Origin of the sequence: Leifsonia sp. EB34 (assembly GCF_041260585.1) — a bacterium.
In the GTDB taxonomy this organism is placed as follows: Bacteria; Actinomycetota; Actinomycetes; order Actinomycetales; family Microbacteriaceae; genus Leifsonia.
Window position 1 is genome coordinate 76,846 of the sequence record NZ_JBGCCV010000001.1, and the last position, 21,259, is coordinate 98,104.

General features: G+C 66.4%; 24 protein-coding genes and 1 tRNA gene. 15 read left to right on the plus strand and 10 right to left on the minus strand.

Annotated elements, in window-relative coordinates:
* The first annotated feature begins 10 nt into the window (after positions 1-10).
* Positions 11-772 carry an SDR family oxidoreductase gene (locus tag ABIA36_RS00370; protein ID WP_369960136.1) on the plus strand — a complete coding sequence of 254 codons (762 nt, stop codon included), beginning with the start codon at positions 11-13 and terminating at the stop codon, positions 770-772.
* Here ABIA36_RS00370 and ABIA36_RS00375 read toward each other — a convergent pair.
* Positions 751-1,701: an NAD-dependent epimerase/dehydratase family protein gene (locus tag ABIA36_RS00375; RefSeq protein WP_369960139.1), complete on the minus strand. Its 951-nt coding sequence runs from the start codon at positions 1,699-1,701 to the stop codon at positions 751-753. The genes ABIA36_RS00370 and ABIA36_RS00375 overlap by 22 nt on opposite strands.
* A 68-nt stretch (positions 1,702-1,769) precedes the next feature.
* Here ABIA36_RS00375 and ABIA36_RS00380 point away from each other — a divergent pair, with 68 nt between their 5' ends.
* Positions 1,770-2,132, plus strand: a complete 363-nt coding sequence (locus tag ABIA36_RS00380; RefSeq protein ID WP_369960141.1) for a metalloregulator ArsR/SmtB family transcription factor — start codon at positions 1,770-1,772, stop codon at positions 2,130-2,132.
* Between the two features lie 43 nt (positions 2,133-2,175).
* Here ABIA36_RS00380 and ABIA36_RS00385 read toward each other — a convergent pair whose 3' ends face one another.
* The 3 genes from ABIA36_RS00385 to ABIA36_RS00395 form a co-directional block, all read right to left on the minus strand.
* On the minus strand, positions 2,176-2,448 hold the full coding sequence (locus ABIA36_RS00385; RefSeq protein ID WP_369960143.1) for a hypothetical protein: 273 nt from the start codon (positions 2,446-2,448) through the stop codon (positions 2,176-2,178).
* 244 nt (positions 2,449-2,692) lie between these two features.
* Positions 2,693-3,382 carry a class I SAM-dependent methyltransferase gene (locus tag ABIA36_RS00390; RefSeq protein WP_369960144.1) on the minus strand — a complete coding sequence of 230 codons (690 nt, stop codon included), beginning with the start codon at positions 3,380-3,382 and terminating at the stop codon, positions 2,693-2,695.
* On the minus strand, positions 3,379-3,846 hold the full coding sequence (locus ABIA36_RS00395; protein ID WP_369960147.1) for an SRPBCC family protein: 468 nt from the start codon (positions 3,844-3,846) through the stop codon (positions 3,379-3,381). The genes ABIA36_RS00390 and ABIA36_RS00395 overlap by 4 nt, the downstream gene beginning before the upstream one ends.
* Before the next feature lie 117 nt (positions 3,847-3,963).
* On the opposite strand from ABIA36_RS00395, the gene ABIA36_RS00400 reads away from it, so the two are divergent.
* The 3 genes from ABIA36_RS00400 (at position 3,964) to ABIA36_RS00410 (ending at position 5,591) form a co-directional block, all read left to right on the plus strand.
* On the plus strand, positions 3,964-4,578 hold the full coding sequence (locus ABIA36_RS00400; RefSeq protein ID WP_369960149.1) for an AAA family ATPase: 615 nt from the start codon (positions 3,964-3,966) through the stop codon (positions 4,576-4,578).
* The gene (locus ABIA36_RS00405) at positions 4,575-4,886 is read left to right on the plus strand and encodes a hypothetical protein (RefSeq protein WP_369960150.1); all 312 of its coding nucleotides are present in this window, start codon (positions 4,575-4,577) and stop codon (positions 4,884-4,886) included. Before ABIA36_RS00400 ends, ABIA36_RS00405 begins: the two co-directional genes overlap by 4 nt.
* Before the next feature lie 63 nt (positions 4,887-4,949).
* Positions 4,950-5,591, plus strand: coding sequence for a hypothetical protein (locus ABIA36_RS00410; RefSeq protein WP_369960152.1), 642 nt, complete (start codon positions 4,950-4,952; stop codon positions 5,589-5,591).
* Positions 5,592-5,937: 346 nt separating this feature from the next.
* Here ABIA36_RS00410 and ABIA36_RS00415 read toward each other — a convergent pair whose 3' ends face one another.
* Positions 5,938-6,498 (minus strand): N-acetyltransferase family protein, encoded by a 561-nt coding sequence (locus ABIA36_RS00415; RefSeq protein WP_369962045.1) that lies wholly within the window; start codon positions 6,496-6,498, stop codon positions 5,938-5,940.
* A 370-nt stretch (positions 6,499-6,868) separates the two neighbouring features.
* On the minus strand, positions 6,869-7,165 hold the full coding sequence (locus ABIA36_RS00420; RefSeq protein WP_369960153.1) for a hypothetical protein: 297 nt from the start codon (positions 7,163-7,165) through the stop codon (positions 6,869-6,871).
* A 137-nt stretch (positions 7,166-7,302) separates the two neighbouring features.
* On the opposite strand from ABIA36_RS00420, the gene ABIA36_RS00425 reads away from it, so the two are divergent.
* From ABIA36_RS00425 to ABIA36_RS00445, 5 genes are all read left to right on the plus strand, one after another.
* Positions 7,303-7,587 (plus strand): hypothetical protein, encoded by a 285-nt coding sequence (locus ABIA36_RS00425; protein ID WP_369960155.1) that lies wholly within the window; start codon positions 7,303-7,305, stop codon positions 7,585-7,587.
* Between the two features lie 303 nt (positions 7,588-7,890).
* On the plus strand, positions 7,891-8,424 hold the full coding sequence (locus ABIA36_RS00430) for an adenylyl-sulfate kinase (RefSeq protein WP_369960157.1): 534 nt from the start codon (positions 7,891-7,893) through the stop codon (positions 8,422-8,424).
* A 227-nt stretch (positions 8,425-8,651) separates the two neighbouring features.
* The gene (locus ABIA36_RS00435; RefSeq protein ID WP_369960159.1) at positions 8,652-9,392 is read left to right on the plus strand and encodes a hypothetical protein; all 741 of its coding nucleotides are present in this window, start codon (positions 8,652-8,654) and stop codon (positions 9,390-9,392) included.
* Between the two features lie 9 nt (positions 9,393-9,401).
* Complete coding sequence (locus ABIA36_RS00440) at positions 9,402-9,806, plus strand: RidA family protein (RefSeq protein ID WP_369960160.1); 405 nt, start codon at positions 9,402-9,404, stop codon at positions 9,804-9,806.
* 1,623 nt (positions 9,807-11,429) lie between these two features.
* Complete coding sequence (locus tag ABIA36_RS00445; RefSeq protein ID WP_369960162.1) at positions 11,430-11,840, plus strand: hypothetical protein; 411 nt, start codon at positions 11,430-11,432, stop codon at positions 11,838-11,840.
* Between the two features lie 866 nt (positions 11,841-12,706).
* Here the strand turns inward: ABIA36_RS00445 and ABIA36_RS00450 are convergent.
* Complete coding sequence (locus ABIA36_RS00450; RefSeq protein ID WP_369960164.1) at positions 12,707-13,066, minus strand: hypothetical protein; 360 nt, start codon at positions 13,064-13,066, stop codon at positions 12,707-12,709.
* 195 nt (positions 13,067-13,261) lie between these two features.
* Here ABIA36_RS00450 and ABIA36_RS00455 point away from each other — a divergent pair, with 195 nt between their 5' ends.
* The gene (locus ABIA36_RS00455) at positions 13,262-13,828 is read left to right on the plus strand and encodes a GNAT family N-acetyltransferase (protein ID WP_369960166.1); all 567 of its coding nucleotides are present in this window, start codon (positions 13,262-13,264) and stop codon (positions 13,826-13,828) included.
* A gap of 115 nt (positions 13,829-13,943) precedes the next feature.
* Here ABIA36_RS00455 and ABIA36_RS00460 read toward each other — a convergent pair whose 3' ends face one another.
* Together ABIA36_RS00460 and ABIA36_RS00465 are read right to left on the minus strand one after the other, a co-directional pair.
* On the minus strand, positions 13,944-14,777 hold the full coding sequence (locus tag ABIA36_RS00460) for a DUF4265 domain-containing protein (RefSeq protein ID WP_369960168.1): 834 nt from the start codon (positions 14,775-14,777) through the stop codon (positions 13,944-13,946).
* Positions 14,778-16,549: 1,772 nt separating this feature from the next.
* A tRNA-Lys gene (locus tag ABIA36_RS00465) sits at positions 16,550-16,622 on the minus strand.
* 120 nt (positions 16,623-16,742) lie between these two features.
* Between ABIA36_RS00465 and hisN the strand changes: the two genes are divergently transcribed.
* From hisN to ABIA36_RS00485, 4 genes are all read left to right on the plus strand, one after another.
* A complete protein-coding gene (gene hisN, locus ABIA36_RS00470; protein ID WP_369960171.1) occupies positions 16,743-17,546 on the plus strand; it encodes a histidinol-phosphatase in 804 nt (267 codons plus the stop codon).
* Positions 17,547-17,688: 142 nt separating this feature from the next.
* On the plus strand, positions 17,689-18,561 hold the full coding sequence (locus ABIA36_RS00475; protein WP_369962046.1) for an ABC transporter ATP-binding protein: 873 nt from the start codon (positions 17,689-17,691) through the stop codon (positions 18,559-18,561).
* Between the two features lie 2 nt (positions 18,562-18,563).
* Positions 18,564-19,805, plus strand: coding sequence for an ABC transporter permease (locus tag ABIA36_RS00480; RefSeq protein ID WP_369960172.1), 1,242 nt, complete (start codon positions 18,564-18,566; stop codon positions 19,803-19,805).
* On the plus strand, positions 19,805-20,791 hold the full coding sequence (locus ABIA36_RS00485; protein WP_369960174.1) for an NAD(P)H-quinone oxidoreductase: 987 nt from the start codon (positions 19,805-19,807) through the stop codon (positions 20,789-20,791). Before ABIA36_RS00480 ends, ABIA36_RS00485 begins: the two co-directional genes overlap by 1 nt.
* Here ABIA36_RS00485 and ABIA36_RS00490 read toward each other — a convergent pair.
* Complete coding sequence (locus ABIA36_RS00490; RefSeq protein WP_369960176.1) at positions 20,694-21,155, minus strand: DUF2809 domain-containing protein; 462 nt, start codon at positions 21,153-21,155, stop codon at positions 20,694-20,696. The two genes, ABIA36_RS00485 and ABIA36_RS00490, sit on opposite strands and share 98 nt — an antisense overlap.
* Positions 21,156-21,259 lie beyond the last annotated feature (104 nt).

The following is a 21,259-nucleotide window of genomic DNA, read 5'->3' on the forward strand; positions in this document are numbered from 1 at the left end:
GTCCATCGACGTGACCACGAAGATCGCCCTCATCACCGGGGCAAACAAGGGAATTGGTTTCGAGACGGCGCGCAGGCTCGGCGAGCTCGGGATGACCGTGCTGGTCGGCGCGCGGGACGAGCAGCGCGGGCTCGCCGCCGAGGCAGCGCTGCGGGACGGCGGCGCGGACGCCCGGTTCGTCCGGCTCGACGTGACGGACGACGACTCGATCGCGCGGGCCGCCGAGTGGATCGACCGTGAGTTCGGCCGCCTCGATGTCCTGGTCAACAACGCCGGCACCGCCACGGTCTCCCGCCAGCGCGCGCTCGCCAGCGCGACCTCCCTCGCCGACATGCGCGCGGTCTACGACATCAACGTGTTCGGCCTGGTCGCCGTCACGAACGCGATGCTGCCGCTGCTGCGCCGCTCCGAGGCCGGGCGCATCGTCAATGTGTCGAGCGAGGTCGGCTCGATCGGGTCCCAGTCGGACCCGGCCAGCCCGCTCTACGATCTGCCCGCGTCCGCGCAATACCCGTCGTCGAAGGCCGCCGTCAACATGCTCACCGCGATGTACGCCAAGGAACTGAAGGACACCCCGATCAAGGTGAACGCCGCCAACCCCGGCTTCACCGACACCGACTTCAACGACCACCGCGGGATCCGTTCGGTCGAGGACGGCGCGGAGCCCAGCGTCCACCTGGCCACGCTGCCCGACGACGGGCCGTCCGGTGTGCTCTGGGGGCACCTGTGGCTGCGGGAGGGCGAGGGCGGCTACGGCGTGCTGCCCTGGTAGCCGGGGCGAGCGGCGCGGGCGCGACGGCGCTCGCGTTCGCGCCACCAGCGGACCGCGCGGAGGTCACCGGCGCCGAAGCCGCCCGCCGGCTGCGCCGCCCGGATCCGGTCGTCGTCGAACGACCGCCACGGTCGAAGGCCCTCCGGCAGTTCCGGAGCGTACGGCGCCGGCTCGTCCACGCCTTCGGCCAGCATGCGGGCCTGCGCCTTGGCGACCAGCGGGACCACCATCGTCCACTCGGTGAGCCGCGCGAGCGCGCGGATCGTCCAGACCGGCGCCGGCACGTAGACGGGCCGGCGGCCGGCGACGCGGGCGATGCGGCGAACGGCCTCCCCCAGCGTGAACTCGTCCGCGCCCATGACCGCCACCGTCGGGTCGGGGATGCGACCCTCCAGGGCGGCGACCAGCACGTCGACGGCGTCGTCGACCGGGATCGGCCGGACGTTCCGCTCGCGGAAGCCGACCGTCGCGAAGATCGGGAGCGTCCGCACCGCGCGCGTGACGTGGTCGATCATGTGATCGCCCGGGCCGTAGATCATCCCGCACTTGAGGATGGTGTGCTCGCTCCCCGAGCCGCGCACGAGCTCCTCCGCGGCGAACTTCGTCTCGTGGTACGGCGAGCCGCAGTCCGGCCTGGCGCGCAGGAAGCTGACCATGACGATTCGCTTCACCCCCGCCCGCCGCGCGGCCTCCACGACGGCGCGGGTCCCGTCGACGTGGACGCGCTGGAACGTCTGGTCGCCCAGCTCACGGTTGATCCCCGCGCAGTGCGCGACCGCGTCGCAGCCGGCGAAGGCTGTGGTCAGGGCGTCCACGTCGTCGATCGCGACGCCGGTGCGGCGGGAGACGACGACCGTGTCGTCGGGGTCCAGCCGCTCGGCGAGGTGACGCCCGACGAAGCCTGTTCCCCCGGTGATGGCGATACGCACGATCCCTGCTCCTTCGCTTGTTAGCAATGAAGCTAAACTGTATATAGCAATGGTGCTATATTGCAACCATGACAGACAGCGCGACCGAGGTCTTCGCGGCGCTCGCGCACCCGACGCGCCGGCAGATCCTCCAGGACCTCAAGGACGGCGAACTCGCCGCCGGGGAGATCGCCGCCCGCTTCAACGCAACCGGCCCCACCATCTCCCGGCACCTGAGCGTCCTCCGCCAGGCCGGCCTCGTCACCGAACGCCGCGACGCCAACCGCATCCTCTACTCGCTCGTGACCGACCGGCTCGCGCTGTCGGTGGGCGACTTCCTGTCGACGGTGTGCCCGGAGCAGATCGTGCTCCGCGAGGTGCGCAAGCGCGGGAACGGGCGGGGTGCGGCGAACGGACTGCGGGATGCGAGCGGGCGGCCGGCGGAGGCCTGACGGTATTGGGCGGAAGCCTCCGCCGCAACCGCGAGCAGCGTCCCTACACCGGCCCCTGGTCCCACAGCCGCCAGCCGGCCTTCGTCTGCCGGAAGCACAGCGTCCACGGCTGCGTGCCGTCGGGGATCGTGCCGTCGCTGGAGGCCGTGAGGGTGACCTCGTATGCCATGCACTCCCCCTCCGCGCCGGTGCGGCCCTCGAGCCGGTACGAGAGCAGGCGCGGGTCGTTGCACCAGGACCAGGTGTTGGAGGTGGTGAGCGCGCGGGTCAGGCCGCAGTCCTGCTGCTTCGCGGCCTCGATGTAGGTCTGCGCCACTGTCGACACGGTGCGGTGGCGGGCGGGATGTGTCCCCGCGGTGGGAGCACCGACGGGTTCAGAAGCACGTACGCCCACGCGAGAAATCCCGCCGCGACGATGAGGGCCGCGAGGCCTTCGACGATCCGCTTCGGGCGGACGCCGGAGGCCGTGTCGGCGGCGCGCGCGATCGGCATGCTGCGAACCTAGCGTGCGCGTCCGGACGGCGACGCGGCAGGGCGAGCGTGTCGCGGGAGGCGCCGGTTCACCGCCCCGGCGCCTCCCTCTTCCCCGTCCCCGTCCCGACCGCGAGGAACGCCGTCCCGAAGCACAGCTCCTCCCACTCCGCCGCGTCCAGCCCGTCCCGCATCGCTGCCCGGATCGCCTCCCACGGCCGCCGCCCCATCCACTCGTCGAGCGACGCCGACCTCCCCACCGCCGCCACCGCGAGCCGCGCCAGCCAGGCCGGCGTGCGCTCCGGCGCCTTCAGGTCGAGCACCGCCCAGCGGCCGCCCCGCGCGAGCGCCGCGGCCCCGTGGGCTACCACCGCGCCGCACTCCGGAACCTGTGTCAGCGCGTACGTCGACAGGATGGCGTCCACCCCGGCCGGGAAGGCGAACTCCGCCGCGTCGGCCTGCACCAGTTCCACGTTCCGCCAGCCGTGCGCCGCGACCCGCGACCGGGCGCGGTCGAGCATGGCGTCGGTCAGATCCACACCGATGAGCCGTCCGCGCGGGCCGATCGCGTCCTCCAGCAGCGGGAAGTTCAGCCCCGTGCCGCAGGCGACCTCCACCACGGTCGCGCCGGCGCGGAGGCCGAGCGCACGCACGGCGCGCAGCCGCTGCGAGCGCTGCGGGTAGCCCGGCACCGGGTACAGCCGCGAGGTGAGGTCGTAGTGCGCGGCCTTCCGCCGGTACACCTCGATCAGGCGCTCGGCGCCGTCGACACGGGTCACGGCGACCCCGCGCCCGCCTGCACGTCGGCCTCCACGGCGGCCTTGATCGCGGCCATCTCGATGTCGCTCGTGCGCTGGATCCTCCGCCGGAGGACACCGGGCGGCAGGAGGCGCATCACGTTCGCGAGGTCGACCTCCACCCACATGATGGCGTCGGTGCTGTCCTCCCCCGCCGGCAGGACCTCCATCCCCCAGCGCGCCGGCGACGACCCGATGGTCCCCGCGAACGCCATCGTGTGTGGCGCGTCGACGGCGGTCACCCGCTCGGTGCGGCGATGCTCCCGCCGGAAGTCGCGCGCCCGCTGCTCGATGAACCCGCCGGGCTCGAGCGGCCCGCCGCCGCGCACCCAGCACTCCAGCACGGTCGGCGCCCACTCCGCCCAGCGCCCGACATCGCACAGGTAGTCCCAGACGTCCCGGACGCTGCCGGCCACGATGATACGGCTCTCGGTGCGGATGGTCATGGGTCGCGCCGCGGGGTCGTCACGGCGTGCGTCCTCCTGTGAGGTACACGGGGTGGACGGGTGGATGGTTCATCCCGAGAATTGCGGGATGAGCGCTGGACAGGAGTGGGTACTTTGATGGGTCTCGATGTGGTGCTGATCGTCGGACGACCGGGGTCGGGGAAGTCGACCCTGTCCCGGCACATCGCGCAGCGATGGCCCCTCCCGGTCGTTGCCAAGGACGCTGTCAAGGAGTTGCTGTTCGACACGCTCGGTGTGAGCGACGCTGATTGGTCGATGAAGCTCGGTCGGGCATCGTTCGCGGTCCTGGACTATGTCATAGAGCTCCAGTTGCAGACCGGGCATTCGTTCCTCATCGATTCCGCCTACGACGCGCGATACGAGAACGCGAAGTTCCAGGTTTGGCAGCAGAGATACGGGTTTCGCGCCGTGCAGGTGCATTGCACAGCCCCACCGGACGTGCTCACGGAACGATTCATCGCCCGTGCCGCGGACGGCACCCGCCACCCCGGACACGCCGATTCCAGTCGAGTTGATGAGTTCCGCCGCACACTCACCGACGGACGGGTCGAAACCCTCGACCTCGACGGGCCCGTCCTCACTTACGAGTCGGACACGGAACACAGCACCGCGGAGATACTCGACCAGCTCCAGCGCATACTCGGCCGCCGGCTGGACGAGCCCGCGTCGACGAGAAACAAGCATCGAGTCGGAGATACGCCCACACCGTGAAGCATCTTCGCGTTGCATTTCTCGTATCTCTCGCACTCCTTGTGCTGGGACTTCTCGGGGTTCTCGTCACGATCATCGCCCTGGCGGTCACCCGCCCGTCCGGGGACCCCGGCATGAACACACCGCCGGTATCGTTCATCGTTTCGGCGGGTGTCTTCGTGATCGGCGGCGTCGGTTACGTCGCATTCGGCGCCCTGATCGTGCCCCGTCTCCGAGCAATACACGGGCGATCCACGGTGCACAGCGCAACTGACTTCAGTGCTTTCTCCGCCCTCTGGCGATTCATTCGCACGGGAAACGTGAACTGACCGACGCGCGCGGACGCAGACGGATCCCTCACTGCTTATGCTGCATCCGTAGGAAGGACGGTGATGACGAAAGACTCCGTCGGCACAGCAGCCGTTCAAGGTCCCGAGGAGAAGACTCGTCGCCGCAACGCCTGGGCGCTGCTCGTCACCCATGCAGTCGTCTTCGTCCTCCTCCTGATGGGGTTCGCTCTTCGCGTCCGCTACGCGCAGGCCGAAGACGTCCACATCGACTGGATCGCCATCATTCTCGCGGCAGTCGCGACCGTTGTCTTCATCGTTCTGCTTGCTCTGCTGCTCGTCTTCCGCCGGCGCGCAGCGCTGCGGCACGCACTTACCACCAGTGGCGTTCGCGGCCCGGTCGTGCTCGCCTATTGGAGCCGGATGAGCACCCCGCCCTTCCTCACACAGGAGGGCCTCACGCCTCTCGGACGCGGCCTCGACGTCGCGATCACCGCGGATCCCGACGGCATCCACGTGCGAGCGCGGGTTCGTCGCCGACTCGTCGACTTCGGTCTGATCCCGTGGTCCCACCTCGAGTCGATCGACAGCGGCGACAAGAGCGTCGGTGTCGGCATCCAGGCGAAAGGCGGCGTGGTGCGCATCGGTCTCCGAGAGCGCACGCCGCCCTATGCCGACCGGATCGAGTTGTTCCCCCTCGGTCAGGCTGCGTCGGTCGCGGTGCAGGCCCTCACCGCAGCCAGGTGACCACGCGGCCTCTGGCAGCGTGGTGGTCCCGCCGAAAAGCAGTCAACGCCCGTTAGAGGATCGGTAAACGCGCCTTGATGAGTCCTGGCAGTCGCGGCGTAGGCTTCTGCTGTGAGGAAGCTATCGGAGCGTCTTGCGGCCTGGGTCAGGCGCCAGAAGTCGTACCAGCCGCCCAAGGGTCGGTTCACCGAGGACCCCACTCAGCGGCTGCCAAGCGGAGGCCCGATTCAGAGGATGCCGGGGGACGGAATCGATCCGCTTAGCCCCAATTCGCAAGCCGGTCGAAACCCGTAAGGTCCGGCTCATCGACATGCGGCTGTGGTTGTTTGCAACCCCGGCGCAGCCGTTACGCCGCGAGCCGGCGCCGCATGACCGGTCGGCTGGGGAAGGTGCGGCCGAGCTCAGCGAAGCCGACCCGTTCGAACATCCTGAGGGTTCCTGTGAAGACCGCGGATGCCGAGGGCTTCCCCGTGAGCCGGTCGGTGTCGACGGGATGGCCGTCCAAGACGCTGGCCCCATGGCTCCCGGCCCATTCGACCGCCGCCCCCAACAGCTGGACGCCGATTCCGGCCCGGCGATGGTCCCGCCGCACCACGAAGCAGGCCACCCACCAGGCGGCCGGATCGTCGTCCAGGATTCGGGCGAGCGCCCGGTTCCGAGCGATCCCCGGCAGCGTCGACCGTGGCACAACCCGCGTCCATCCCACCGCCTGATCACCGTCGTAGGCGATGAGGCCGACGGGAACGCCGGCGTGAGCGACTTCTGCGTGCAGCGCGGCCCGGTTGTCGGGAGCGGCGCCATCACGGAAGCGCTGACACCAGCACGCGTCGGCTCTGCGGCCTTGCGGGCCGAATACCTCCGCGATGTCCATCCATCGCTCGACCGTCGCCGGCTCCACCCGGATCATCACGCCGAATGCCGATCGCTCATAGACCAATCATCGGGCAGGGGCGACAAACTCGGAACGACCGCGTCACAGGCCGAAGGCCCTCTAACGTGACGCCAACCCTTATCCCGTAGAGGGATCCTCCTACGACTGCTACTTGAACTGCTCGTGAATGGCTCGGAGGGCTTCTACCGCATGCGCGCCCTCAACCACGCTCTGAATGTCTTTCATCTGCGCCAACCACGCCTGATGCGTGGGGCGATTCTCTGCATCCTCATCGTCACCGTCGCGATCGGGATTGATGCCAGAAAGCCGATACCCAGCAGCCAGGACTGCAGAGAGGCTTAGGGTATCTTGACCGCCCTGGCGCGCCCAATCATTCCGCGGCATATCACCCCACCCGCGCGGCCAGATTGAACGCAACCAAAATGAACGCAATCCCCAAGATGAGAAACAGCACTCCGAGGATGACCACCTTGGCGGGCGAGTAAGGATTCGCTAAAGGACTCTTCGGCGAGCGGACTTGTTGACCTTTGCGCCACAGCTCCGCGGCGATTTTTGGCCATCCGATCGAAAAGGTCGCGAGACTCAAACTAAACGCTGCTGCGACGAACGCGAATATGGCACCATCGTGCGCCGACTGCTGCGGCGACGCCTGAGCGGCGATAGATCGCAGAAGACTGTCCATCAATGCATTCATCAAGTATCACTGCCCGTCTCTCACGTCCTCAACATGTGAACGTACTGTAGGACGACACGGGGCATTCATTCAGTACGACAGTGTTTGTGTTCAGTGTCGAGACATTCAGGGCGCAACGATCGCAAGTGGACCTCGCGCGCAGCGTCTCCGCGCGAACGGCTCGGGCGTCGTGGGATGCTGGGCGCATGGTGTTGGGCGGCGGCTCCGAGTTCCCTGCGGTCGATCCTCGATTCGACGTGCAACCGCGGCATCTGTTCGGGCCGTTCTGGCAGCTCCAGGTGGTCGACACGGTTACGGGCGCCAACGTTAATCCGCGTGGCGGCGGCTTCCTGACGGGATTCGCCTCGGTGCGACGAGCAGCAACGTTCTCGACGAGGCGCTACCTCGTTCAGCAAGCACATCGCCAATAGCGACAACACAGGAGGGTGATCGACGTCGGTCCGGGCTTTCGACTTGCCCGCGACCGCGTTGCGGCTCGGTCCGCCGACGATCATGTCGCCGTCGTCACCAGCGATCAGGTCCTGCACCTGTGCGCCGCGGAAGGCAGGCCTACGCTCTGGGCCTGGAGCGACTTCGCGATCAGAGCGCGATATGGGACGATCGTCGGCCTGGTCAGAGTGCCCAACGCCTCCGCCCGCTGAGCGATGCGCTATCGGGCAGTATTGCGAGGCGACTGTCCGAAACGGGATCGAGGTGTGTGCCACGCTTGAGGTGTGGATGCTGACCTGCCGACTGAGGTGCTGTTCATCGGTGGCCGAGCTGGTGTCGGGAAGTCGACTGTCGCTGCCGAGGTATCCCATCTACTTGCCTCCGCTGAGGTCCAGCACGCACTGATCGAAGGCGACAACCTCGATCAGGCATACCCGCAGCCCTGGCGCGGAGGCATTGACCTCGCCGGCCAGAACCTTGCGGCGATGTGGAAGAACTATCGCAGCGCCGGGTATCGACGGCTCATCTACACCAACACGGTCAGCGTTCTGCAGATTGAGCCACTGACCGCGGCACTCGGCGGCACAGTCTGGAGCGTGGGCGTACTCCTGATGGCGAGCGACGAGTCGGCGCGGTCTCGACTTGCGCTTCGGGAAATCGGTTCTGCGCTGGACGAACACGTCCAGCGCAGCGCTACTGCCGCCCGAAAACTCGCGGCCGAGGCCGGTCCTGCCATCCATCGCGTGGACACCGATGGCCGGACGGTCACACAGATCGCCCGCGATCTCGTCGCCCTGACCCGGTGGCCCGACACGTAAGACCGCTCCGCGTGACGCCCCATGGGCAAGCCGGTCCCCTAGTGGACAGTGTGAAGGCTGACGGGTCTGAGTTGAGGTAGTCACGCCGGGTTGTCTGCGGCAGTGTGAAACGCGGTTCGCTCAGTGCCGGCTACGACGGGCGCTGGTCGGCTCGGCGCCCGTCGTCTTCCCGATATGGCGCAAGCGAATCCCGGAGCGTAGACCTGGTTAGTCACGGGAGGCACACGATGAAGATCAGGGATCGCGAGCGGATGCTGGAAGCGGTGAAGCGGGCGCAGTTCGAAGCAAGAACCAACTACGTGGACGCGGTGCGAGTGCTCGCCCGTTCGAATGTGCACATCGGGATGGAACTCGTCTCCGTCCTCGACGAGGACAAGCCGGCGAAGCTCGTCGGTAGGAAGGATGGCTTGCGGGCCGCCCTCTCCGTCATCCGTTCCACAGAGTTCTTAGAGCAGCCAATGTCGAGGTTCCGCAACGAGCACGGCTGGACCTACTCCCTTTCAGTGGACGACCCCGGATGGGACTTCTGGGTGGGCGACGACGCGGATGGCTTCTCTTGCGGCCTAGTCGAGCCAGTCAGACACGCAACTAATTACCTCGTGGAGGCGATGATCCCCGAATGGAACGCGGAACGGATCCCCGTTCTGTGGGCGCTCGACTTCGGCGAGCTCTCCTCGGAAACCGTCTACTTCGCGATCAACGACCGCGGCTACGCGTACATGGCTCTCGGGGCGGCTAAACCAGTTGCGAAGAAAGGGTGGGAGCCGCGACTCAGCGATTTCACCGTCGAACTGGATCGGACCCGGAGAGCGTTGACCGAGGCGATCGCGGCGGTGGCTCCGATGCTGGATGCGACTGCTCTTGCGGGCGTGTGCTGGCAGTACTTCACCGAGGCGCACGGCCTTCGAGGTGATGGGACCGACCCGCGGTGGGACGCAGTCCGGGATCCGCTTACGGAGGCGGGGTAGGTTCGTGAAGTGTCCAAGATCACCCTGATTCGCTCCGACGTGTTGGCCGCTACTCCCGGCTATGCCTACGCCTCAGTCCTCGGTGCCGGGACGCGTCTCATTCACCTGGCTGGCGCGTGCCCGCTCGACGCTGATGGTGTGGTCGCTCCCATCGGGGACTATGCGGGTCAGACTGTGAGGTGCATTGAGAACCTCATCGCCGCCCTTTCGGCGGCCGGTGGGTCCCTCTCCGACGTCGCGTACACGAGGATCTTGGTCGTGTCGTCACGAAGAGAAGATCTTGGTGCGGTCTGGGACGTCGTGCGTGCCGAGTTCGCAGGGCACGAGGCGCCAAGCACACTGCTCGGCGTCACCGCACTCGGCTACGAGAATCAGCTGGTCGAAATAGAGGCAGTCGCCGCCGCAGCCGGTTGACCCGCCCGTGATCGGGAGCGGATCCCCGGTCGGGACGCTCATTGCTTGTGACGGTCGAGCCAGCTGAGGTAGTACCTGGTCGAGTACCTTGCTGCTCGGCGCACTGACGAATATCCGGTCAAGAATCCACCGCCTCGCGGATTGATTTTGTGGCCCGTGATCGTGTCGACTACTTGGAGTTGCCAGCACGGGCCGACAGGTGCCGCGGCTGGACGTCGAAACGCGCATCCACATCCGGGAACTCAGGACCACCACCTTTAACCATGCGCCCAGCATCCCAGGTCCCAATGGCGGATCCGCTTCCGGGCAGCCGGCGCTGCCATAATGCGGGGATGCAGATGGAAGCCGTGCACCGCGGGGTCGAGCGCATCGGATGGACGCTTGTGGTGCGCAAGTGAGCGTGCACAGAAGTCGGGGGGCGCGTGTCCGTCTTCGCTGGGCTATCGCGGTCGGCATTACGGTTGGCGTAGTCCTTGGTTGCGGGGTGGCCTACTACCTCGCGTCGAGGTGGCCGGTGGAACTGACACGTTCTGAGGTGGTGGGCACGTGGGTGCGCGATAACGGCGGACCGGGAGTCGCTGTCTTCCGCGAAGACGGCACCGTTTCTCTCCAAGACATCCCTGGCGGTTATCCAGCGACCGGACGGGGAACATGGACGCTGCAGGACATCGCTGGGCCAAGAGTAGAAATCACGGTTGGAACTACGGGCTTCGAGTTCGAATCGGATCGGGACCACTCACAAACTATGCTCGTCACCTACACTGGCGACCCGGACGACCCGAGCAGCGCCCACGTATTCGTCCGGAAGAACCCATAGGGCGGCCCTGCCGATAGCTGCGACGCAGACGTCCCGTAGCCCATCGGCCCACGGGGGCTTCACCCTGCTGGCGCCGGGGCGTTCCTACTACGTCGGGTTGGCGCTCACGAGCTCGAGTGAACTTCCCGTTCCAGCAAGCTTCATAAGGTACGTAGTCCCGGGCCGGATTTCGGAGACAAGACTCTGGGCCTGTTGAAGGTCGAGGGTGTTCCCCGAGTTGATCAGGAGGGTGCCGCAGCTTGTTTCGACGGTCCAAATCGGGCGGCCCCGAGCGGACCGCTGTTCCGCAGAGACAGACGAAACCGTGCACTTTCGCTCGCTGAACGTGTGGTCGAAGGCGAAGAGATGGATTCCGGCGTAGACGGCAAACGCGATCGCTCCCAACGGAATTACGAGCATGAGCAGCAGCGCTTTTCTCCGCCCTGAGGTGCTCCCGCTCTTGGTCGGAGACGTGGCTTCAGTACCTAGCTCGGATCTGACTGACTCTCGAGGGACGCTGTCCCCGAACAACGAGCCGAGACCATCCTCAGGCGCCTGGTCCTTCCCCTCCGCCACCTCAGGCCTCCTCGTCACACGGTACGCGCGTCAATCGCAGCGTTGCTTCACTCTGCCACACAGAACTCGGCGGACTTTTTAGGCCGCGCAATCCGGCACGATGGTGGATCCCTCAGTGGGCAAGTATCGCTGGAGTCGTGGGCTGATTATCCGTTTTTGAACAACTGACCCGGCATGATCCGCAGGTTCGCAGTGGTTCACGTGGTTTTCGGCTGGGAGCTGCCGATCCTGCGACGGCGTACGCTTCAGTCGTGAGCGAGCTCGAGCCACGGAAGAACCGGACTTTCCGCAGCTTCCGGAAGAAGGCGGTCGTACCGCGGCACATCCCGAGCGAGGTCGTCCCGGTGCCGTTCGAGGAAATGGAGAGCTTCGTTCGCGATGCACTGCGAGGGACCAGCCTGCGGGATCCGTTTGCGCAGGTACTTGGTGGCTACGCGTTCTTCGCGCCGCAGCTTCGTTTCGTTCCCGTAGATGATGGGCACACGCGGGTGGAGTTCGACCCAGTCGGACGGGTCGGCGGCGCCGAGACGCTGCTGTACACTCGCCGGCTGGGCGAAATCGACCGCTTCTTCGTCGCGCTCCGGGACGAGTTGGATCGACGCGAGCAGCGGCGCCGTCCGCCGAATGGAGACCAGGCGATTGACGACGGCTCTTTAGGTTGACGCTCATGACCGTGATGCCTCGCGAGCTCGGCGTGCGAAGTTGTGTACGGCTTAGTGGTGAGGGTGCGTATTCGTGAGCGGCGTATGCGCAGGGACGAGGGTCTCGCCCCTGCGCTGTCTATGTTGGTCGGAGCGTTCACGCTCTTGGTAGGGACGCCGGCGAATTGCAGCATCAATCGTTTTGTCGCCCGCGCTGCCTTCTTGTCGCCTTGATTTTCATGCTCTTCGGATACTGCGCGGCCGCACCATCGCTGGCGTCCGTAGGCCGATCCGCTTATGGCACGTGTTGTGCTCGCACGTGAGAACAGAACAGGTCGTGCGAGTTGTTCCAATCGAGAACCCGGCGGGGTCGAGTGTTGACGCGGTCGGCGATGTCGTCCAGCTGGCGTATTGAGAACTGACGCAGATCAGCACCCTTTGCCAGGTGCTGGCGCAGAGCCGATTCGTGTTCTCATTTCAGAAACGCCATTGCCCGTCGGTTTCTGCGTCACGGTCGTCGGGCCGCCACCGCGGTTAGCGGCCGTCGTCCTCTTCGTCGCCTCTTTCTCGGACAAGTCGAATGAGCGAGCGGGACCCTGCTCCCGCGCCCGCAGCAATCAGAGCCCACGCGGCAGCGTTCTTGGCCAAAGCCACCGTCAGTACGCCAATGGCCAGCAGCACCACGCCGACACCGAGCCAAATCCAATCGTTTCCCAGCGAGGTGGACCTGCCATTGAGGATCACCAATCCTGTCAGTGTCAACAGAAGTCTTGGCCAATCGGAGTTACCACGTTGGTCTGCGACCACGCAGCGACCGTTGGTCCGTACGTGAATTCCAACCCCAAGATAGTGCCGCAACGGGACCGGCTTGCGCGTTGTGAGGCGTCTCAGCGAAGGTTTGGCATGTCTGCAAGCTCATCGGGAATAGGCAGTCTCGGTATCTTGTCCCCATACCAATAGACCTCTAGCGAAGTGATCAAGCCAGATTTGACCCACAGCATCAAGCCACCTTGTTCGCCGGACGCCAAGGTGAAGTACTTATCTGAGGGCTCGTAGATTCCATCCCCGATTGGAAGCGGAGTGACACCCTGCCCCGGCTCAATTTCGAAGCTTTGATCACCCGGACCCCAGTAATCAAGGAACTTGGCTGCGTCGACCTGTACTCGCGCGAGTGTCCCTGTCGGATCCTCGCCCGCAGTTAGAAAGCGAAGGAGTATTCGCTCCTCGTCGGTGAAGTCACGGGACACGGGGACATCTTAGAAGGCTGTTCCTCTCCGAATCGCGGTCGACGCACGGAACGGTCGTTCGACGCGACGCTGCGGAACCGAGTTGCGGTTAGTCCTTGAGCACGTCGATCTGCCGCGCAGACGTAGACGCGCGAGCGTGCGGCTGTGCACCGGCTAACGGCGTCAGCACGCGGAGCGTTGATCTAGTCTGAGGTGATGCTTTCAGGCGCGGACCAGCCGAGCGCAACGCTCACTAGCCGACTTGTACTCAGCCAGCCGACCCTCGACGATGTCGAGGAGGTCTTCACCATCGCTAGTGACCCCCGTGTCTGGGCTCACTTCCCGTCCGGTCGGCATTCGGATCCAAGACAAACGGCTCAGCTCGTGAACCGGTGGGTCGAGAACTGGCAGGCGGACGGTCTTGGACCGTGGATCGCGCGTCGACGAGGACAGTCGTCGGTCATCGGCTACGGAGGATGCAACCTTCTGGGAGGCTCCGTCTGGAATCTTAGCTACCGGTTCGCCCCTGACGCGCAAGGTCACGGCTACGCCACCGAGTTGGCGCGCGAAGCTCTCAACGCGGCCCAACAATCGCGACCCGACGCTCCTGTCGTTGCCTATCTCCTTGAGCACAACCATGCTTCCGCACGAGTGGCGCAGAAAACAGACATGACCCTCGTTTATCGCGGGCCGGATACCGGCTACCCCGACGCCAAGGCCGTGCGCCTCATCTACGCGTCGCGTCCGCTTTCGAATCAAGAATTGAATGTTCTCGGACACTAGTCGCATCACTTAGGCGCGGTACAGCATCCCCATCCGGCCGGTATCAATGCCGGTAGCCTCGCTAGCACTTCGTCCGCAGACAGGTCAAAGCCCGTCGCTCTCGCCCCCGCCCAATTCAGACCCGCGAGGAGGTCATCTCCGCTAATCCCGGGAAGCCATCCTTCAGCGGGAGCACCGAGACGGTGCTCATCTTGTTAACCTCGGCCGACCAGTTGGCCGGCGGAATTTCGCACGCGGCGAGCGTCCCGAGCACCGTTCCGACGATCAAGATCCCCGCCGCCGCTCGTCTGGCATGGGCTCCTCGCGGAGCGTGGCGCGGCCGTCGCGGATCATACGGATGCCCTGGATGATGAGCGTCCCACCGAACACCAAGGCGGCTAGTTGAGGCGGCGCCCGATAGCGGGTCCTCTACCGGGCGTCGTTGCTCTCGCCATCGGGCGCAATTACGCGCTTTGTTCCCATGCCAGTCCCGAGACCCCAGACAGCGACTCCAACTCCGCGCGGACTCCGTCAACGTTCTGGCTTCGCACGCGAGCGCGATCAACTTCTCCGAATAGACGTCGACAAGACAACCGAGCTGGGCGAATGTCTCCGTAACCTGCTGCCACGTCACGGATTGTGGGGTTTCCTCACCAAGCCAGATTCGAAACGTCGCGAACGTGCTTCGCTCTCCTACGCCATTGACAACGAGAAAGCCCTCAGCGGAAGGAATCACCGTGACCTTGTCACCAAAGCCCACACCATCTGCCAGGGCCGGGACTGCCCGCAGTTCCACGAGGTCGGCGCTAATGATCCTCCCGTTCAGGGCTTCCCAGACCTGATCCTCGTTACCCTCCCGCGGAAGCGCGAACCAGACCTCCGCATCGGCTTCAACAGCCAACCGGGAGGGCTGGAGACGGTCCTCGACCCATTGCCCGGTCTTACTGGAATGGCGGCGATAGATCGGCATATTGGGACTCTAACCGACCATCTGCCCCCCGGATCAGCTGCCCACGCCCGTTGAGGGATCCGTCACCGCACGCTTGCCGTGGAGGATCCCTAGCTGTGCCCGGAAACAGAGTCGCTGCGCCATGGTCGTCCGAAGCGGGGGATGTTCATCCTTCCGGCTTTCATCAAGCATCGTCGCAATGAATCGCGACCGTTCATGGCCTCTCGTGGAAGGCCAAATAGCCATCCTCACCAACGAAGGCGAAGAACCATGTCCGATGCTTCTGTGTGCCTCGCTCGAACTTGCGACGCTTCGCGCGCGTGGGGACGCCGTGCAGCACGCCGGCAGGCAGGGATACGCCCGGGCCTTCCGTAGGCGCTCTTCGCGATCCTACGCACCACTCGACATGCCGACGTGTCGTCTCGTCGATGAGTTCGGACACTTCCTCACGCGTCGGGCCAGTTGTTCATGGCTTAGTCCGTTGCTGAGGTGCCTAACTGTAACGGGAACTCCTACCGCTGCGTCCCGCATCAACAGTCCGCGGTCTACACATCGAGAAGCGATGCATCGTGCCACACGTCCTCATAGCCGGGCGCAATGAGGAATCGAGAGCCAGGAGGTCCATCCAGAAGACGAGGCAGCGCAGGATCAAGGACGATCAGATGAGCCAAGTGCCAGGGATGAAAGAAGTCGTCCTCGTCAGCCAAGTCGCCGGTCCAGATATACCAGCCGCTTGTTCCTGGCGTCGGAGAATGGCGTAGCCCATGGAGCGGCTATTCCCAGGTGCCGAGCAGAATGGACGCCGACACACCCGCCTTCTGATCCAGATCCATCCGAATGCCTAACTGTGGTCCCGATATGCAGGTACTCCGAAGACGAGCTGGGTGGGCTCGGTCTGGACCTGAGACCAGACGTAAACTACCGGGACTCCCAACGACTCCTCATACTCTTACAGACCCCAGCGGAGTCCGCTCCGCTTCTGGCCGCGCAGAAGCGCGGAACCACGCAATAGGCCGACCGAGATTGTACTGAGCAGCATGGCACCCCCGATCGGCAGAAAGATGTCCCGGGCGTCCTGGAGGTACTGCGCCTCCGCCGGAGTCAGCGCAACCCGTTGACCGGAGTTGACGCTGTAATAGCCGTTCCCGTCTGACTCAAGCGACGCTCCGCGAGGCAGCGCGACAGCTCCAGCGGCAAATATCACGACCGCCACTGCTGCGAGGGATACGAAGCCCACACGAAAGGCGCGAGATGCGCCCCAGAACCCTCGTGAGAGGAGTTCCCGAATGAATGCACTCGACGTGCGTCGCGCGTCTTGCCTCACCGCAAAGTATGAGACTCCCAGCGATACGGCAAACACGAGGCCAGCAAGCAACAGGACGGAGGTTGTTCCATAGACCCCCGGAACGCCGATAAGCGCGGTAGCCAAGCCGGTCACGACTGCAACCGCACATACGGCCATTGGCACCCACGCAAAAGACTTCACGACTCCAGCACCAGCTTTCCATCGATTACCTCGGATAGGAGGCAACTGATGGATGAAGGCTATCGATCTCTTGTGCCGAAGGGTTGCGGGACACGATTCGCCTTCACGGCGGCGTCAGCTGACCACATCAGTCCTCCGCGCTTGCCCGTGCGTGCTCCAAAAGCCCGATGGATGCGCGGCGGCGAAATCAGATGTGGGCAAAATGTGGGCAAACGGCCAGATCATGCACCGGCTCACCACAACGAAGAAGCCCCCGATCCCACTGTTTCCAAGGGATCGGGGGCTTCTCGCCACCTGCGGTGTTGGGTGCGCCCCCAGGGACTTGAACCCTGAACCCATTGATTAAGAGTCAATTGCTCTGCCGATTGAGCTAGAGGCGCATTCGCTCCGGTTTCCCGGACCGAGGCTCAACATTAGCATCCGTTTCGGGCGCGACGCCAATCGAGCCGGCCCCGCCGTCCGCCCGGGCGTGTCCGCCGGTGGCCCGCTAGGCTCCTGGCGTGACCGACGCACGCGACTCCGCCCCGCTGCTCTCCGACGACCTGGCGTTCGCGCTGCGGCTCGCCGACCTCGCCGACTCGATCTCGTCCGCGCATTTCCGGGAGCGCGGCCTCCACGTCGACACCAAGCCGGATCGCACGTTCGTCACCGAGGCCGACCTGGCGGTCGAGCGGGCCATCCGGGAGGCGCTCGCCGCCGAGCGGCCCGGCGACGGCATCCTGGGCGAGGAGTACGGCACCGAGGGCGACACCGCACGGCAGTGGATCCTCGACCCGATCGACGGGACCTCCAACTACCTGCGCGGCGTCCCGGTGTGGGGGACGCTGATCGCGCTTGCCGAGAACGGCAGGCCGGTGCTCGGAGTCGTCAGCTCCCCCGCGCTCGGCAGGCGCTGGTGGGCGGCCGCGGGCGGCGGCGCGTGGACGACCGACTCCGCGGGAGCCGAGCCGCGGCGCATCCGGGTGTCGGCGGTCGACGACCTCGCGAACGCGTCGATCAGCTTCCAGAGCATCGCCCAGTGGGACCAGGCCGGCTACCTCGAACGGCTCGTCGCGCTCACCCGGCGGGTGTGGCGGGACCGCGCGTACGGCGACATGTGGGCGTACATGCTGCTGGCCGAGGGGCTGCTGGACGCGGTGGGCGAGTTCGACGTCAAGACCTACGATCTCGCCGCGCTCATCCCGATCGTGGAGGAGGCCGGCGGCGTCTTCACCTCGGTGACAGGCGAGCCGGGGCCGTCGCACGGCTCGTCGCTGGCGTCGAACGGGCTGCTGCACGCGGCGCTCCTCGACGCGCTCGCGTAGCGGAGTAATACACCGAGCAGGCAACGCGGGACAACGCTTTCATAGGCCCGGTTTCCCGCGACTGCGGCACCCTCCACCCAATAGGCTCGACCGTGTGAACACCCACAGCGACGAGCCCCTCGTGCACATCTCCGGCTTCCGCATGGACTTCGGGCGGACCACCGTGATCCGCGACCTCTCGTTCGACATCGTCCGCGGCGAGACCTTCGGCTTCCTCGGCAGCAACGGCTCGGGCAAGACCACGACCATCCGCGCGCTGCTGGGCATCTACCAGCCGACCGCGGGCGTCCTGCACATCGACGGCAAGGAGTTCTCCCCGGAGGCCGGCGAGCGGCTCGGCTACCTGCCGGAGGAGCGCGGCCTCTACAAGAAGGAGTCCGTCATCGACGTGATGGTCTACTTCGGGAGGCTGAAGGGGCTCGGCGCCGAGAAGGCGCGGCGCTGGTCGAGCGAATACCTGGAGCGTGTCGGCATCGGCGACAAGGAGAAGGTCCGGCTCGACAAGCTCTCCGGCGGCCAGCAGCAGAAGGTGCAGCTCGGCGTCACGATCATGAACCAGCCGGAGCTGCTCATCCTCGACGAGCCGACGAAGGGCTTCGACCCGGTCAACCGGCGGCTGCTCATGGACATCATCGACGACCAGAAGCGCGCCGGCTCCACTGTGATGATGGTGACCCATCAGATGGAGGAGGTGGAGCGGCTCTGCGACCGCGTCATCCTCCTCAAGGACGGCGTCTCCCGCGCCTACGGCACGGTCTCCGAGGTGCAGGAGCAGTTCGGCGGCACGGTCGTCCACGTCGACCACGACGGCACCATCCCCGCCTCCCCCGCCTACCGCGTCGCGACGGACGAGGGCGGCCACGCCGAGCTAGAGGTCGCGAACGACGCCGACACCGCGGCGATCCTGCGGAGCCTGGTGGACGCCGGCCTCCACGTCACACGCTTCGCCCCCACCCGCAAATCGCTCGACGACATCTTCGTCGAGGTCTACGGCGCCGAGAGCCAGGAGGACTGACAATGGCCCGCCACAACCTCTCCACCGTCATCGGGTTCGAGTTCACCCGCACGATCAAGAAGCGCAGCTTCTGGGCGGTGACGCTGATCCTGCCGATCCTGGTGTTCGGGCTCGGCGCGCTCGTCATCTCAGCGAACGTCTCCAGCGCCAACACCGCGGACCAGCAGAAGAACGCGCGCTTCGACTTCCTCTACGCCGACGCCTCCGGCCTGGTCGACCCGACCGTCGCGGCCGGCTACGGCGGCAAGGAGGTCGCCAGCAGCTCCGCGGGCGTCGAGGAGGTGCAGATCGGCGGCACTCCGGCCTTCTTCGACTACCCGGCCGACCCGTCGAAGCAGACGATCAAGGTCTACGGGGCCGACGCGGGCGTGTTCGCGAACAGCAAGTACTCCGCCGTCGCCCAGTCGCTGCTGGCGACGAGCGTGGAGCAGAAGCTGAACAGCCCGGTGGACGTCGCGATTCTCCGCGGCGAGACGAACACCTCCACCACCACGTTCAAGGACGGCGCGGTCGCGCCCGGCTTCCAGGGCATCCTGCCGCCGCTGATCTTCCTGGCCGCGTTCTTCATCGTGATCGTCTTCCTCGGCAACCAGATGCTCAACTCGACCCTGGAGGAGAAGGAGAACCGGGTCACCGAGATGATCCTGACGACGATCAACCCGACGAACCTCCTGGTCGGCAAGGTGGTGTCGCTGTTCGCGGTCGGCATCATCCAGATAGCGGTGTTCGCCCTGCCGGTCGTGGTCGGCTACCTGTTCTTCCGCGACCAGCTCGCCCTCCCGAACCTCGACCTGAGCTCGCTGGTGTTCGACCCGCAGAAGATGCTCATCGGGGCGCTGATCACCATCGGCGGGTTCGCGCTGTTCACCGGGACGCTCGTCGCGGTCGGCGCGGTGATGCCGACCGCGAAGGACGCGGCCCCGTTCTTCTCCGTGGTCGTCTTCGCCGTCGTCATCCCGGTCTACGCGTCCAGCTACGCGGTCAGCACGCCGGAGGCGCCGATCGTGCAGGTCCTGGCGTTCTTCCCGTACACGGCGCCGATCACCGCGCTGATCCTCAACGCGTTCGGGTCGCTGCCGCTCTGGCAGGCGATCGTCATCATCGTCGAGCTGTTCGCCCTCTCGTACGTCGTGCTCCGACTGGCCGTGCGGCTGTTCCGCTACGGGTCGATCGAGTACTCGAGCAAGGTGCGCATCCGGGACGTGCTGGGGCGCAAGCCCGTCACGGGATCGGCGGTCCGCTGATGCGCGCCGTGGTCGTGCCGCAGCCGGGCGACGCGGAGGTCCTGACCGTCGCCGACGTCCCCGAGCCGCAGCCTGCGCCCGGCGAGGTCCGCATCCGCGTGATCGCCGCCGGCCTGAACGGCGCCGACCTCAGCCAGCGCCGCGGCTTCTACCCGCCGCCTCCCGGCGCCCCGGAGTGGCCCGGCCTCGAGGTGTCCGGCGTCATCGACGCGGTCGGCGCGGAGGTCGAGCCCGGGCGCTGGCGCGAGGGCGACCTCGTCTGCGCGCTGCTGCCCGGCGGCGGCTACGCCGAGTACGTCACGGTGGACGCCGGTCTCGTCCTCCCGATCCCGTCCAACGTGGACCCGGTGGAGGCCGCGGGCCTGCCCGAGGTGGCCGCGACGGTCTGGTCGAACGTGTTCGACCTCGGCGCGCTGGGGCCCGGCGAGACCCTGCTGGTCCACGGCGGCTCCAGCGGGATCGGCAGCATGGCCATCCAGCTCGCCCACGCCCTCGGCTCGCCGGTGATCGCGACCGCGGGCAGCCCCGAGAAGGCCGCCTTCTGCCGCGGCCTCGGCGCAGACGCCGCCGTCGACTACCGCACCGACGACTTCGTGGAGGCGGTGCGCGCGTTCACCGACGGCCACGGCGCCGACGTCGTCCTCGACATCGTCGGCGGCACGTACATCGCCCGCGACCTGGAGGCCCTCGCCATCGGCGGCCGCATCATGTCGATCGCCGTGCGCGACCGCACTCCGGCCAGCGTCGACATGGGTCTCCTGATGATGAAACGCGCCCGCCTCCAGGGCACGACGATGCGCGCCCGTCCGCTCGCCGAACGGGTCGCGATCATCGCCGCCGTGCGCGAGCACGTCTGGCCGCTGCTGGAGTCCGGCCGGGTGCGCCCGGTCATCGACTCGGTGTTCCCGCTCGCGGACGCGGCGCAGGCGCACCGGAGGATGGAGTCGTCCGCCCACCTCGGCAAGATCCTGCTGCGCGTCTCCTGACCCCCGCGTCGACCGCGGCAGCCAGTGCCGCCCCGACCGCGTAGGCGACCAGGTCGGGCCACTGGAACGTGGACCCGAGCACCAGCTCGGCGCCCGGGATCGTCGCCGACAGGTGCGCGGACACACCGGTGAGCTGGAACACCTCCACGGCGGCGCAGATCGCGAAGGCGACAGCGCCGACGACCACGCTCGACGCCCGCGGCACCACGACGGCGACCAGCAGGACGATGAGCGCCGCGTAGAGCGCGTCCCCCGCGAACGCGCCGGCCGCGCTCTGGAAGGTCTCGTGGACGGTCAGGCCGGCGACGACGGTGGCGAACGCGACCACGATCAGGGCGGCGCGGCGGCGGGCGAGGAAGGGCACGGAGTCGAGCGTATGGGGGTGGTGTCGGCGCGGCATCCGGCATGGGACGGATGCGAGTACGCCGGTGGGATGAGACGGCGCTCGTGCGCGGTTAGACTTTACAT